Origin of the sequence: Streptomyces sp. NPDC090088 (assembly GCF_044747345.1) — a bacterium.
Classification (GTDB): Bacteria; Actinomycetota; Actinomycetes; order Streptomycetales; family Streptomycetaceae; genus Streptomyces.
Genome location: NZ_JBIVDZ010000006.1, coordinates 223497 through 237637 on the forward strand (window position 1 = coordinate 223497; position 14141 = coordinate 237637).

The window sequence follows — 14141 nt, forward strand, 5'->3', positions numbered from 1 at the left end:
CGTGAGCAAGTTCGTGCGGCCCGCCGCCGAGGGTGCCGACCCGTTCGGGACCGCCCGTCTGCGGCGCGGTGTCCTCGACTCCTGGGCCACCAGCCCCGCTCGTTTCCGTGAGGACGCCAACGCCGAGGAGGACCTGGTCCTCGGCGGATACCGGGACCGGCTCGTCGTGGAGCTCGCGCAGAACGCGGCGGACGCGGCGGCACGGGCCGGTGTGCCCGGGCGGTTCCGGCTCACTCTCCGCGACGGCGTCCTGTTCGCCGCCAACACCGGTGCTCCGCTGGACGCGATCGGCGTCGAGTCCCTCTCCACCCTGCGCGCCTCCGCGAAGCGGGAGGAGGGCGACACCGGCTCCGTCGGACGGTTCGGCGTCGGGTTCGCCGCCGTGCTCGCGGTGACCGACGAGCCGGCCGTCGTGGGACGGCACGGCGGGGTGCGCTGGTCGCTCGCCGAGGCCCGGGAGCTGGCCGAGGAGACCGCCCTGAGCAGCTCGGGGCTCGGCGACGAGATCCGCCGCCGGGACGGCCATGTGCCGCTGCTCCGGCTCCCGTTCGCCGCCGAGGGCACCGCCCCGGACCCGTACGACACGGTCGTGATCCTGCCGCTGCGGGACACCGCCGCCACCGATCTCGCCGAGCGTCTCCTGGGCGCCGTCGACGACGCGCTCCTGCTCGCCCTGCCGGGGCTGGAGGAGGTCGTGATCGAGACGGCCGACGCCACCCGCACCCTGCGCCGCCGCGCCGACGGCGCCCTCACCGTCGTAGAGGACTCGCAGCGGGGCACGACCAGCTGGCGTACCGTCTCCGCGCACGGGCCGCTCACCGCCGACCTGCTCGCCGACCGTCCGGTCGAGGAGCGGCTGCGTCCGCACTGGTCGCTGACCTGGGCCGTGCCCACCGACGCCGAGGGCGCCCCGGACCGCCCGCGCACCGCCGCCGTCGTGCACGCCCCCACGCCCAGCGACGAGCCCCTCGGCGTGCCCGCCCTGCTCATCGCCTCCTTCCCCCTCGACACCACCCGCCGGCACACCGCCCCCGGCCCGCTCACCGATTTCCTGGTGCGGCGCGCGGCCGACGCGTACGCCGAACTCCTCGCCGACTGGCGGCCGGTGGGGGAGGGGATCATCCATCTGGTGCCCGGTCCGCTCGGCAAGGGCGAGCTGGACGGGACGCTGCGCCAGGCGATCCTGGAGCGGCTGCCCCGCACCGCCTTCCTGCCGCCCGCCGTGGACACCTCGGACGACTCCGATCTTCCCGAGGCGCTGCGGCCGCGCGACGCCGAGATCGTGGAGGGGGCGGGCGCCGACACGGTCCGGGTCCTCGCCGAGGTGCTGCCCACCCTCCTGCCCGCCGGTCTGGAACGCCGGGTCGAGCTGCGCACGCTGGGCGTCGCCCGGCTCCCGCTGGCCGACGCCGTCGACCGTCTCGCCGGCCTGGAGAAGGACCCGGACTGGTGGTGGCGGCTCTACGACAGCCTCGCGGGCGTCGACCCGGAGCGGCTGTCCGGCCTGCCGGTGCCGCTGGCCGACGGCCGGACCACCATCGGGCCCCGTCAGGTACTGCTCCCCACCCCCGACTCGGCCGCCATCGACCCCGAGGTCCTCGCCCGGCTCGGCCTCAAGGTGGCCCACCAGGACGCCGCCCACCCGCTCCTGGAGAAGCTCGGCGCGCTGCCCGCGAGCCCGCGCGCGGTCCTGACCACCCCGCAGGTACGGGCCGCCGTCGCCGCGTCGCTCGACGACGAGGGCTCTCTGAACTGGGAGGAGGACGCCCCGGACGCCGAGGAGCTGGCGGACACCGTGCTGGCGCTGGTCCGGGACGCCGCTCTGGAGCCCGGTGACGAGCCGTGGCTGGGCGCGCTGGCCCTGCCCGACGAGGACGGCGAGCTGGCCCCGGCCGGTGAACTCGTCCTCCCCGGCAGCGCGTTCGCCCAGGTGATCCGGGAGGACGAACTGGCCGCCGTGGACGCCGAGCTGGCGCGCAAGTGGGGCGAACAGCCGCTGGCCGCCTGCGGGGTGCTGGCGAACTTCGCCCTCGTGCGCGCCACGGACGTCGTCCTCGACCCGGACGAACTGGAGCCCCGCGAGGGCGACTTCGCCGAACCCGACGACGCGGGTCTGCTTGACGCCGTCGACGTCTGGTGCGAGGACATCCTCGACCGCTTCCCCGACACCCCCGTCCCGCCGGTCGCCACCGAGCTGATCGCCGTCCGCGACCTCGACCTCGTCGACGAGGACCACTGGCCCGAGGCCCTCGCCCTGCTCGCCCGGCCCCCGCTCCGCGACGCCCTCACCCAGCCGGTCCGGATCCTGCTGCCCGACGGCACCCACGAGGTCGTACGGCCGTACACGGCCTGGTGGCTGCGCGGCCACCCGGTGCTCGACGGCCGCCGCCCGGCCGGTCTGCTGGCCGCCGGCGGCGACCCGCTGCTGCGCGGCCTCTACGAGGAGGCCGACGCGACCGGCTTCGAGGACGAGCAGGTGCTGCGGGCGCTCGGCGTACGGACCTCGGTCGCCGCCCTCCTCGACGAACCCGGCGGCGCCGCCGAGCTCCTGGACCGCCTCGCCGACCCGGACCGCCCGGTCACCGGCGCCCAACTGCACGCCCTCTACGGGGCGCTGGCGGACCTGGACCCCGAGCAGGTGACCCTGCCGGACGAGGTGCGGGCGGTGATCGACGGCCGGGTCGAGGTGGTGGACGCGGCCGACGCGGTCGTCGTCGACTCGCCCGACCTGCTGCCCTTCACCTCCGGTGTGCCGCTGCTGCCGGTACGGCCGGCCCGCGCGGCCGAGCTGGCCGAGCTGTTCCAGGTGCGGCGGCTCAGCGAGTCGGTGACCGGCTCGGTCGACTCGGAGGGCACGGAGCACGACGTCCCCGAGCCGGTCCGGGTGCTGCTCGGCCCGCGCACCCCCGGGACCTACGTCGAGCACGAGGAACTGGTCGTCGACGGCGTCGAGATCGACTGGCGGCTCACGGGCGACGGCGTCCTGCACGCCGCCACCCTGGAGGGCGTCGCCGCCGGCCTCGCCTGGGCGGCCGGACAGTGGCCACGCCGCTTCGAGGTGGCCGCACTGCTGGAGGACCCGTCCCGCACGGAGGAGCTGGCACGGGACCGCTGGTTCGACTGAGCTTCACAGGATCGACACAGCTTTCGAATCCTGCACAACCTTTCTGCCCGCCCATGGATCTGATCGGGCGAGTCAACGGACTCCTCGAACATTTCCATGGGGGAACGCATGCGCATCCGTGCCACCGTGGCCGCCGTCTCCGGCGCCCTCGCTCTCTCCGCTTTCGCCGTGCCCGCCGCGCACGCCGCCGGCGGCTCGTCCTTCGGCGCCGACGCGGCGAAGCTCTTCGCGGCCGCTCACTCGGCGTCCGGCAAGACCGCGTACACGGCCACCACCGCGGACGACGACGCTCCGTACGCCATGGACGTCACCTTCTCCAACGTGAAGATCGCCAAGGCGGTCAAGGTCGGTACGACCGCGCACGTCGCCACGTCGGTGACCTACACGCTGACCCACGGCGCCGACGTCGACATCACCGCCGCCGACTTCAACACGGGCGCCTACATCTACAAGGGCTCCTACACCGACGAGTCCAACTTCCTGATCGGCGACGACCCGGCGAAGTGCACGGCCACCTCGGCGACCACCGCCAGCTGCAAGGGGAACATCGACGTCTACCCGGCGGACGGCGAACTGTCCAACTCCGACGCCGGGCTCTGGCACGCCGGTGCCCTGGCCATCGCGTGGAACGGCCAGGACCCGACCAGCACCGACTTCGACATCACCAAGGTCGGCTACGCCGACCAGGGCGCCCTCGGCAGCACCCAGGTCCAGCGCCTGTCGAAGCTGACGGTGAACGCCGCCCCGGAGCCGGTGAAGAAGGGCAAGACCATCACGGTCACCGGCAAGCTGTCCCGCGCCAACTGGGAGGACGGCAAGTACCACGGCTACACCGGCCAGTCCGTGAAGCTGCAGTTCCGCAAGAAGGGCTCCAGCACCTACACCAACGTCAAGGGCATCAAGACGTCCTCGACCGGCACCCTGAAGACGACCACCAAGGCGACGGTGGACGGCTACTACCGCTTCTCCTTCGTGGGCACCTCCACCACCCCGGCGGTCAACGCCACGGGTGACTACGTCGACGTGAAGTAGCAGCACCGGGAGTAATCCCAAGGAGACGTAATCCGGTCGCAAAGGAAACAAAATCTGACTGGATTACGTCTCACCTGCACAACCTTGCTCACCCCTCGTGGATCTGATCACCCGAGTCAACAGACTCCCTAGATCACTTGGGCCTCGCGCCCACTGTTCCCACTGGGGAATTCATGCGCATTCGTGCCACTGTGGCCGCCGTCTCCGGCGCCCTGGCCCTCTCCGCGTTCGTCGCCCCGGCCGCGCACGCCGCCGGCAGCGCGCCGGACGTCACCTTCTCCAGCATGAAGGTCAACAAGGGCAGCAGCATGGTCGTCGGCACGACCAAGGCGTCCTTCTCGGTCACGTACACCGTGACGCACGCGGCGAGCCTGAAGGCGAGCGACTTCGCCACCGGCCCGGCCATCTACCGGGGCACCTCGATCACGAAGCCGAGCGACCTGTTCGTCTCCGACGAGCCGGGCACCTGCACCGCCGCCTCCACCACCGTCCTCAACTGCAAGGCCACCCTGGTCTTCACGGTCAACGGGGACGAAGACCTGACCAACTCCGAGGCGGGCTCCTGGAGCGTCGGCGCGCTCGCCGTCGGCGACGGCGGCACGAAGTGGGTCGGCGGCCTGGGTACCACCAAGATCCTCCGCGCCACGAAGCTGACGGCCAACGCCACCCCCGAGCCGGTCAAGAAGGGCAAGACCATCACGGTCACCGGCTCCCTGACCCGCGCCAACTGGGACACCCACAAGTACGGCGCCTACGGCAGCCAGTCGGTGAAGCTCCAGTTCCGCAAGAAGAGCTCCACCACCTACACCACGCTGAAGACCATCAAGTCCTCCTCCACGGGCGCCCTGAAGACGACGACCACCGCCTCGGTCGACGGCTACTACCGCTACTCCTTCGTCGGCACCTCCACCACCCCGGCGGTCAGCGCCACGGGCGACTACATCGACGTGCAGTAGTCAAGTGCCCCGTAAGGGGCGCGGGGAACTGCGCGACCAGCCCCCACCGGGCCCGCGCAGTTCCCCCTACCGCGTCAATCCGGAAATCTCCGCTCCACCCATTTCCACGACAGCTCCAGCACCGCCGACGCCACCACGGCCACGCCGACGGCAGTCCACGGCATCACCACCCCCACCAGCTTCAACGCGAAGAAGCTCTGCAGCGCGGGCACGACGAGCACGAACACGAACGCGACGCCCATCGAGGCGACCAGGGCCACCCGCCACCAGGTGTACGGCCGGGCGATGATCGCCAGTACCCACATCGAGATCAGGAACAGGGTCAGTGTGGCCGCGCTCGTCTCGGCGTCCAGGGATCCGGTGCCCGTGTAGTAGTGGCGGGCGATCAGGTACGTCACGAAGGTCGCGACCCCGGCCACCACCCCGCCCGGGATCGAGTACCGCATCACCCGGCGTACGAAGTGCGGTCGGGCCCGTTCCTTGTTGGGGGCCAGGGCCAGGAAGAAGGCCGGGATGCCGATGGTCAGGGTGGACAGCAGGGTCAGGTGCCGCGGCAGGAACGGGTACTCCACCTGCCAGCAGACCACCAGCACCGCAAGCAGCACCGAGTAGACGGTCTTGACCAGGAACAGCGTCGCCACCCGGGTGATGTTCCCGATCACCCGCCGCCCCTCGGCCACCACCGAGGGCAGCGTCGCGAAGCTGTTGTTGAGCAGGACGATCTGGGCCACCGCCCGGGTCGCCTCCGAGCCCGAGCCCATCGAGACCCCGATGTCGGCGTCCTTGAGGGCGAGCACGTCGTTCACGCCGTCCCCGGTCATCGCGACCGTGTGTCCGCGCGACTGCAGAGCCCCCACCATGTCCCGCTTCTGCTGCGGGGTGACCCGTCCGAAGACGGTGCCCTCGTCGAGCGCCGCGGCCAGCTCGTGCGGTTCGGCGGGCAGCCGGCGCGCGTCCACCGTCGTACCGCTCAGGCCCAGCTTGGCCGCCACGGCACCGACCGACACCGCGTTGTCGCCGGAGATGACCTTCGCCCGGACGTCCTGGTCGGCGAAGTAGCCGAGGGTGTCGGCCGCGTCGGGGCGCAGGCGCTGCTCCAGGACCACCAGGGCGGTGGGGCGGGCGCCCTCCGCCACCTTCCCGTGGTCGAGGTCGCGGGCGGCGCGGGCGAGCAGCAGCACCCGCAGCCCTTCCTCGTTGAGGCGTGCGGTTTCGGCCAACGCGGGGTCGTCGGCGCCGAGGAGCACGTCCGGCGCGCCCAGCAGCCAGGTGCTCAGCTCCCCGTCGCCCTCGCTGAAGGTCGCCCCGCTGTACTTGCGGGCGGAGGAGAAGGGCAGCGACTCCACGCACCGCCAGTCCTCGCTGTCGGGATAGGCGTCGATGATCGCCTGGAGGGAGGCGTTGGGGCGCGGGTCGGACTCGCCGAGCGAGCCCAGCACCTTGCGTATGTACGTCTCGTCGACCCCGTTCAGCGCCCGCAGCTCCATGACGTCCATGCCGCCCTCGGTGAGGGTGCCGGTCTTGTCGAGGCAGACGGTGTCGACGCGGGCGAGGCCCTCGATCGCGGGCAGCTCCTGGACCAGGCACTGCTGGCGGCCCAGCCGGATCACGCCGATCGCGAAGGCGACGGAGGTGAGGAGCACCAGGCCCTCGGGGACCATCGGGACGATGCCGCCGACCGTGCGGGCCACGGCGTCCTTGAAGCCGTTGTTCTTGACGACGAGCTGGGTGACGACCAGGCCGATGGCGGCCGGGACCATCATCCAGGTCACGTACTTGAGGATGGTCGAGATACCGGTGCGCAGCTCGGAGTGGACCAGCGTGAAGCGGGAGGCCTCCTCGGCGAGCTGGGCCGCGTAGGCCTCCCGGCCGACCTTGGTCGCCGCGAACGCGCCGCCGCCGGCCACCACGAAGCTCCCGGACATCACCTGGTCGCCGGGGCGTTTGACGACCGGGTCGGCCTCGCCGGTGAGCAGCGACTCGTCGATCTCCAGACCGTCGGCCTCGGCGCACACCCCGTCCACGACGATCTTGTCCCCGGGGCCGATCTCGATCAGGTCGTCGAGCACGATCTCGTTCGTGCTCACTTCCACGGCGGCCCCGTCCCGGCGGACGGTCGGCCGTGCCTCGCCGATCACCGCGAGCGAGTCCAGGGTCTTCTTGGCCCGCCACTCCTGCACGATGCCGATGCCCGTGTTGGCGAGGATCACGAAGCCGAACAGGCTGTCCTGGATCGGCGCCACGAACAGCATGATCAGCCACAGCACGCCGATGATCGCGTTGAACCGGGTGAAGACGTTCGCGCGCACGATCTCGCCGAACGAGCGGCTGCTGCGCACCGGTACGTCGTTGACCTGGCCGCGCGAGATGCGCTGCGCGACTTCGGCCGACGTCAGGCCGGTTGTCCTGACCGGTGCCGGCAGGGGTACGGGATGCACAGGGTCGAGCTCGGCGCCCGCGTCGATGTGCTGCATGTCTTCGACGGTACGTGCGGTTTTGAGCGTTCACATGCGGAGTGCGTCAAAGATCCGACCTGGGGAGGACCGAAGTCGTGCGGTGGTTGTACGGGTGTGGTGCCGCACCCCTACGGAGCGCCTACCGTGGCCGCCCGTTTGATCGCCGCGTCCCGCTTCCGCACGTACCAGACGCCGATCAGGCCCAGGCCCCCGCCGGCCAGGCAGGTCCATACCCACCAGGTGTGGCCGTGGTCGGCGTACCAGCCGTAGAAGGGCAGCTGGGCCAGGAAGAGGACGAACCAGACGATCGTGCCGCCGATGATGGTCGGCACCACGGGGCCCTCCAGGGGTTCCGGTGCCTCGTGTTTGGGGGTCCACTTCGCCATGGGCTCAGCTTACGCACCCGGTCGTTCTACGCGCGGAGATAGCGATCTAGTCATCATACGTTCATACTGAAACCGTTTGTGTCTGGCCACTTCTGCTCGTAGGAACCTCCAATGTCGACCCCGGCTTCCACTCAGGCGCCCGCTCCCGAACAGCCGGGTGCGACCCCCGCGTACGGCGCGCTCGACCGTTACTTCAAGATCTCCGAGCGGGGCAGCACCCTGGCCCGCGAGGTGCGCGGCGGCTTCGCCACCTTCTTCGCGATGGCGTACATCATCGTGCTGAACCCGATCATCCTCGGTAGCGCGAAGGACATGTACGGTCACCAGCTCGACCACGGTCAGCTGGTCACGGCCACCGTCATCACCGCCGCCTTCACGACCCTGCTCATGGGTGTCATCGGCAACGTCCCGATCGCGCTCGCCGCCGGTCTCGGCGTGAACTCCGTCGTCGCGCTCCAGCTGGCGCCCCGGATGTCCTGGCCGGACGCCATGGGCATGGTGGTGCTGGCCGGCTTCATCGTGATGCTGCTGGTCGCCAGCGGGCTGCGCGAGCGCGTGATGAACGCGGTGCCCTACAGCCTGCGCAAGGCGATCTCGATCGGTATCGGCCTGTTCATCATGCTGATCGGCCTGGTGGACTCCGGCTTCGTCAGCCGGATCCCGGACGCCGCCCAGACCACCGTCCCGCTCCAGCTGGGCGCCGACGGTCACCTCAACGGCTGGCCGGTCCTGGTCTTCGTGCTCGGCTCGCTGCTGACGCTGGCGCTGATCGTGCGCAAGGTCTCCGGCGCGATCCTGATCTCGATCGTCGCGATGACCGTGCTCGCGCTGATCATCAACGCCGTCGCGCACGTGACGTCCTGGGGCCTGACCGTCCCGAAGTGGCCCGGCAACCCGGTCGCCACCCCGGACTTCGGCCTGCTCGGCAAGGTCAGCCTCTTCGGCGGCTTCGACAAGGTCGGCCTGCTGACCGGCATCCTCTTCGTCTTCACCGTCCTGCTGTCCTGCTTCTTCGACGCCATGGGCACGATCATGGGCGTCAGCGACGAGGCCAAGCTGACCGACGCCCAGGGCTACATGCCGGGCATCAACAAGGTCCTGTTCATCGACGGTGTCGCGGTCGCCGCCGGCGGTGCCAGCTCCTCCTCGGCCACCACCTGCTTCGTGGAGTCCACGGCCGGTGTCGGCGAGGGCGCGCGCACCGGCTTCGCCAACGTCGTCACCGGTGCGCTCTTCGCCGTCGCGCTGTTCCTCACCCCGGTCGCCACGATGGTCCCGTCCCAGGCGGCCACCCCCGCGCTGCTCGCGGTCGGCTTCCTGATCCTGGCCGGTTCGATCAAGGAGATCGACTGGGCCGACTACACTCTCGCGATCCCGGCCTTCGTGACCATGGTGATGATGCCGTTCACCTACTCGATCACGAACGGCATCGGCATGGGCTTCCTCACCTTCGTGGTGCTGAGGCTGGCCGCGGGCCGGGCGAAGGAGATCCCGGTCGCGATGTACGTCGTCTCGGCGGTGTTCGCCTTCTACTACCTGATGCCGGCCCTCGGCCTCACGTGATCCGCGCGGGGTGCCCGCCGGCCGGGTGAGGCCGGCGGGCCCCGCTCAGGAGACGAAGTCGCTCTTGTAGAAGATGCTCGCGTCCAGGGTGTCCGGATCGGTGCTCGTGGTCTTCGACGAGAAGCCGAACGCCAGTCTGGGCGCCCCGGACACCATCCAGATCGCCGTGCCCTGGGGCTCGCGCCCCGGCAGGGAGGCTCCGGCGGTCGTCTGGAACTTGTCGTAGTACGAGCCGCCGGTGTCGTTCAGGTCCAGCGTGACCAGGTAGGAGGGGCCGCCGGGGCCGCCGTACGAGAGATAGGCGTACTGGCCGCACAGGGTGATGCCCTGGAACTGGTCGGCCGCGGTGAGGCCGAGCTCGTCGTTGTTGGGGATGGCCCGCTCCACGAGCCGGTAGCCGTCGCTGAGGCGGCCGGCGACGGCGTCCGCCAGGTCGAAGACGGCCAGGCGCCACACCCGGGAGGCGGAGCCGCTGGTCGCGTACCGGATCAGCAGCCGGTCGGTGTACGGGTCGATCGCCGGCCGGGGCAGCTTGACGAAGCTGGAGATGGTCGGGGTGCGGTCGTAGATCTCTATGACGGGGCTGGAGTACACGAGGGTCAGGCCGTCCACGAACCGGAAGCGGGACAGCTTCTCGCCGGCTCCGTTGTCGTCGGAGTCGCTGCCCTCGATCCACAGGTACGGCGTCGAGCCCGAGCCCGTCGGCTCCACGCCCATCGAGGAGCCGTGGCCGAACCCCTGGACGGCCATCGTGCCCAGGACGTTGCCCGAGAGGTCGGTCTGGGAGATCCACAGGTCGCCGTTGTGCCCGGCGCTGTCGCCGATGCGGTGCTGGGCGAAGTAGATGCGGCCGTTGACGTTGTCGTAGGCGAAGGACTGCATCGCCCAGTAGGGCTGGTGGAGCGTGGCGCGCCAGACCGGGTTGCCGCCGTCACCGGACAGCACGAAGTGCTTCGAGGTCGCGACGGTGGCCTGGGCGGCGCCCGCCGCCACCAGTGGCGCCGCCGTGCCGAGCGTGACCGCGCCGGCCAGCCCGGCGCCCGTGCGGAGTAACTGGCGGCGGCTCGGGTTCCCCTGCTGCTCGACGGACCTTCGCTCGTCCATGGGTGGTAGCCCCCCTGTTGTTGCCGGGCGGCCGCCCGGCACGAGGGGTTAACGCTAGTGGAACGGGAGTTGACATCGCAGCTGTGTTTGTCGAACGCCTGTCAGGTGACTCCGTAGAACCTCTCCGTCTCCTCGACGGCGGCCGAGAACCGCTCGTCGAAGTCGGTGCGGACGAGCGTGCTGACCACGTAGTCCTGGACGCTCATTCCCCTTTTCGCCGCATGATGCCGGAGCCGGTCGAGCAGCTCTTTGTCTATCCGCAGGCTGAGCACACTGGTCCCCATGGATACGAGGGCGCCACATCCGTCCGCTCCGTGCGTCACTTTCCGGAATTGACTCACTCGTACGAGTGAGGATGGGGTTCAGTGGCCGAGGTCACGGGCACATGGCGTGTCCCGGGTGGTCTTTAGGTAGGGTAATGAGTTACTCTAAAGAACATGCCGGACCTTACCCATGGCGACGACGCGGCCGCCGTGAACTCCCTCCGCTCCGCCGTGATGCGACTCTCGCGACGGCTCAAGCACCAGCGGGTCGACGAGTCACTGAGCCCCACCGAGATGTCGGTGCTGGGCACCCTCTCCAACTGCGGCCAGGCCACCCCCGGTGAGCTGGCCCGCAAGGAGCACGTCCAGCCGCCCTCGATGACCCGCATCGTGGCGCTGCTGGAGGCCAAGGGCCTGGTCCGGCTGGAGCCGCACCCGGAGGACCGGCGCCAGAAGGTCGTCACCAAGACCGAGCAGGCCGAGGCGATGCTCGAGGAGAGCCGCCGCAAGCGCAACGCGTTCCTGGCCGGCCTGGTCGACGGTCTCGACGAGGACGAGTGGGCGAAACTCCGCGCCGCCGCCCCCGTGCTGGAGAAGCTCGCACATCTGTAAGCCGTTCTACCGAGGAGGCGAACCCACTTTGAGTACGGGACCCGGAGCACCTTCCGCCCCCGCACCGACCGCCCCTACTACCCCCGCCCGCAAGTCGTCGATGTTCAGCTCGCTGAAGGTCAGGAACTACCGCCTGTTCTTCGCGGGCCAGGTCGTCTCGAACATCGGCACCTGGATGCAGCGCATCGCCCAGGACTGGCTCGTCCTCAGCCTCACCGGCTCCGCGACCGCCGTCGGTGTCACCACCGCCCTGCAGTTCCTGCCGATGCTGCTCTTCGGTCTCTACGGCGGTGTCCTCGTCGACCGGCTGAACAAGCGGCGCGCCCTCCTGGTCACCCAGACCGCGATGGCCCTCACCGGCATCGCGCTCGCCCTGCTGACCCTCTCCGGTCACGTCCAGGTCTGGCACGTCTACCTCGCCGCCTTCGCCGTCGGCCTCGCCACGGTCGTCGACAACCCGGCCCGGCAGTCCTTCGTCTCCGAGATGGTCGGCCCGGACCAGCTGCAGAACGCGGTCAGCCTGAACTCCGCGAACTTCCAGTCCGCCCGCCTGGTCGGCCCCGCCGTCGCCGGCCTGATGATCACCGGTGTCGGCACCGGCTGGGCGTTCCTCTTCAACGGCCTGTCCTTCGTCGCCCCCATCGTCGGGCTGCTGCTGATGCGCCCGCGCGACCTGCACGTCGTCGAGCGCGCCCCGCGCGGCAAGGGCCAGCTGCGGGAGGGCCTGCGCTATGTCTCCGGCCGCCCCGACCTCATCTGGACCATCGTCCTGATCGGGTTCGTCGGCACCTTCGGCTTCAACTTCCCGGTCTACCTCTCCGCCTTCGCCGACGACGTCTTCCACGCGGGCGCCGGCTCCTACAGCGCCTTCAACACGCTGATGGCCGTCGGCTCCCTGGTCGGCGCCCTGCTCGCGGCCAGACGCGGCACGGCGAGGATGCGGGTGATGATCGCGGCGGCCATCGCCTTCGGCGCCCTGGAGGTGGTGGCCGCCACCGCGCCGTCCCTCTGGCTGTTCGCCCTGCTCATGGTGCCGATCGGCATGTTCGGCATGACCGTCAACGTCACCGGCAACACCACCGTCCAGATGGGCACCGACCCGGCCATGCGCGGCCGGGTGATGTCCCTCTACATGATGGTGTTCATGGGCGGCTCGCCGATCGGCGCGCCCATCGCCGGCTGGATCACGGACGCGTACGGCGTCCGGGCGGGCCTCGCCGTCGGCGGCGCGATCGCCGCGGTGGCCGCGATCGGCATCGGCCTGGTCCTGGCCCGCGTCGGCAACCTGCGGCTGTCGGTCGGCTGGCACCGCGGCCACCCGCAGGTCCGCTTCGTGCCGAGAGAGGCCCAGGAACAGCTCGCCCCGGCGGCCTGAGGGCGGGCAGGCCCGGGGGCCTAGAGCCGCCGGGCCAGCACCTGCCCCGGCCAGTCGCCGAGGGCGGTGTAGGTGTCGGTACGGGTGAATCCGTTGCTCTCGTAGTAGCGGACGAGCTTTCCGTCGGCGCCCGCGTAGCAGTCCACCCGGAGCAGCGCGACCCCGGCCCGCCGGGTCTCCTCGGCCGCGTGCGCCAGCAGCGCGCTGCCGACGCCGTGCCCCCGGAACCGGCGGTCCGAGGCCAGCCAGTGGATGTACCGCTCGGGCTCACCGGGCGGCGGCAGCTGGGCCAGATAGGCGCCCGGGGCGTCGGTGAGGGTCAGCGTGGCCGCCGGCACCCCGTCCGCCTCGGCGATGTAGGCCACGCCCTCGTCCATGTACCGGACGACCGACTCCACCGTCTTCTCGTTCGCCGACAGGGGTGTCGTCCCCCACTGCTCGGTCCGCCCCTGCCCCACCAGCCACTTCACGCAGCTGTCGAGCATGCCGAGCATCACGGGTATGTCGTCGGGGCCGCCTTCTCTGATGGTGATCCGCATCTCCCCATGATGGCAGGGTGGCCGCATGAGAATCTTCGCCGCCGTGCTGCCCCCCGCGGACGTGGCCGCCGAACTCGCCGGGCGCGTGGCCGAGTTGCGGAAGCTGCCGGGCGCGGACGCGCTGCGCTGGACCGGCCGCCCCGGCTGGCACTACACCCTCGCGTTCTACGGCGAGGTCGAGGACGAGGTCGTACCGGACCTCTCGGAGCGGCTGGCCCGCGCCGCCCACCGCACCGCGCCCTTCCCGCTGGCCGTCGCGGGCGGCGGACAGTTCGGGCACGGCAGGGCCCTGTGGGCGGGCGCCCGCGGCGACCTGGAGACCCTGCGGCTGCTGGCCGACCGCGCGGAGGCGGCGGCCCGGAAGGCGGGCCTGCCGATGGGGGAGCACCGCCGCTACAAGGCCCACCTGACGGTGGCCCGCAGCCGGGACGCGGTGGACGTACGGCCGTACACCGCGCTGCTCGCGGAGTTCGCGAGCCGGACCTGGACGGTGGGGGAGCTGGCGCTGGTGCGGAGCAATCTGCCGACGTCGGGGGTGCCGGGGGAGCAGCCGCGGTACGAGGTGGTCGGCCGCTGGGGGCTCGGGGCGGCCGGTTAGGCTCGTTGTGTGGACCCGAAGACCCGGAACCGGATCATGGCCGGTGCGCTCGTGTTGTTGTTCGTCGTCGTCGCGGTGGCGTCCGCGATGAGGTGAGGGCGGCGGGGAGAAACCGCGGTCGGGTTTCGGCTCC

The 14141-nt window shown here is 70.8% G+C and carries 12 protein-coding genes; 7 read left to right on the forward strand and 5 right to left on the reverse strand.

Annotated elements, in window-relative coordinates; translation table 11 throughout:
* Position 1: 1 nt before the first annotated feature.
* The 3 genes from ACIPSJ_RS28850 to ACIPSJ_RS28860 all read left to right on the forward strand — a co-directional run bounded on the left by ACIPSJ_RS28850 (position 2) and on the right by ACIPSJ_RS28860 (position 5112).
* Positions 2-3124 carry a sacsin N-terminal ATP-binding-like domain-containing protein gene (locus ACIPSJ_RS28850; RefSeq protein WP_401350441.1) on the forward strand — a complete coding sequence of 1041 codons (3123 nt, stop codon included), beginning with the start codon at positions 2-4 and terminating at the stop codon, positions 3122-3124.
* Between the two features lie 108 nt (positions 3125-3232).
* Positions 3233-4156, forward strand: a complete 924-nt coding sequence (locus ACIPSJ_RS28855) for a hypothetical protein (RefSeq protein ID WP_401350443.1) — start codon at positions 3233-3235, stop codon at positions 4154-4156.
* Positions 4157-4329: 173 nt separating this feature from the next.
* Positions 4330-5112, forward strand: a complete 783-nt coding sequence (locus tag ACIPSJ_RS28860; RefSeq protein WP_401350445.1) for a hypothetical protein — start codon at positions 4330-4332, stop codon at positions 5110-5112.
* Positions 5113-5186: 74 nt separating this feature from the next.
* On the opposite strand, the gene ACIPSJ_RS28865 is transcribed toward ACIPSJ_RS28860, so the two are convergent.
* The gene (locus ACIPSJ_RS28865) at positions 5187-7586 is read right to left on the reverse strand and encodes an HAD-IC family P-type ATPase (protein WP_401350447.1); all 2400 of its coding nucleotides are present in this window, start codon (positions 7584-7586) and stop codon (positions 5187-5189) included.
* A 110-nt stretch (positions 7587-7696) separates the two neighbouring features.
* Positions 7697-7954, reverse strand: a complete 258-nt coding sequence (locus ACIPSJ_RS28870; protein WP_359207351.1) for a DUF2530 domain-containing protein — start codon at positions 7952-7954, stop codon at positions 7697-7699.
* A gap of 111 nt (positions 7955-8065) precedes the next feature.
* On the opposite strand from ACIPSJ_RS28870, the gene ACIPSJ_RS28875 reads away from it, so the two are divergent.
* Positions 8066-9517: an NCS2 family permease gene (locus ACIPSJ_RS28875; protein ID WP_359207348.1), complete on the forward strand. Its 1452-nt coding sequence runs from the start codon at positions 8066-8068 to the stop codon at positions 9515-9517.
* A 45-nt stretch (positions 9518-9562) separates the two neighbouring features.
* Here ACIPSJ_RS28875 and ACIPSJ_RS28880 read toward each other — a convergent pair whose 3' ends face one another.
* Positions 9563-10621, reverse strand: a complete 1059-nt coding sequence (locus ACIPSJ_RS28880) for a hypothetical protein (RefSeq protein WP_401350449.1) — start codon at positions 10619-10621, stop codon at positions 9563-9565.
* 101 nt (positions 10622-10722) lie between these two features.
* Positions 10723-10905, reverse strand: coding sequence for a ribbon-helix-helix protein, CopG family (locus ACIPSJ_RS28885; protein WP_359207342.1), 183 nt, complete (start codon positions 10903-10905; stop codon positions 10723-10725).
* A gap of 153 nt (positions 10906-11058) precedes the next feature.
* On the opposite strand from ACIPSJ_RS28885, the gene ACIPSJ_RS28890 reads away from it, so the two are divergent.
* Both ACIPSJ_RS28890 and ACIPSJ_RS28895 read left to right on the forward strand, forming a co-directional pair.
* Positions 11059-11496, forward strand: coding sequence for a MarR family transcriptional regulator (locus ACIPSJ_RS28890; RefSeq protein ID WP_351702944.1), 438 nt, complete (start codon positions 11059-11061; stop codon positions 11494-11496).
* 28 nt (positions 11497-11524) lie between these two features.
* Positions 11525-12871 carry an MFS transporter gene (locus ACIPSJ_RS28895; RefSeq protein WP_401350451.1) on the forward strand — a complete coding sequence of 449 codons (1347 nt, stop codon included), beginning with the start codon at positions 11525-11527 and terminating at the stop codon, positions 12869-12871.
* A 20-nt stretch (positions 12872-12891) separates the two neighbouring features.
* On the opposite strand, the gene ACIPSJ_RS28900 is transcribed toward ACIPSJ_RS28895, so the two are convergent.
* On the reverse strand, positions 12892-13410 hold the full coding sequence (locus ACIPSJ_RS28900; protein ID WP_359207334.1) for a GNAT family N-acetyltransferase: 519 nt from the start codon (positions 13408-13410) through the stop codon (positions 12892-12894).
* Between the two features lie 25 nt (positions 13411-13435).
* Here ACIPSJ_RS28900 and thpR point away from each other — a divergent pair, with 25 nt between their 5' ends.
* Positions 13436-14008 carry an RNA 2',3'-cyclic phosphodiesterase gene (gene thpR, locus ACIPSJ_RS28905; RefSeq protein WP_401350453.1) on the forward strand — a complete coding sequence of 191 codons (573 nt, stop codon included), beginning with the start codon at positions 13436-13438 and terminating at the stop codon, positions 14006-14008.
* Positions 14009-14141: the final 133 nt, after the last annotated feature.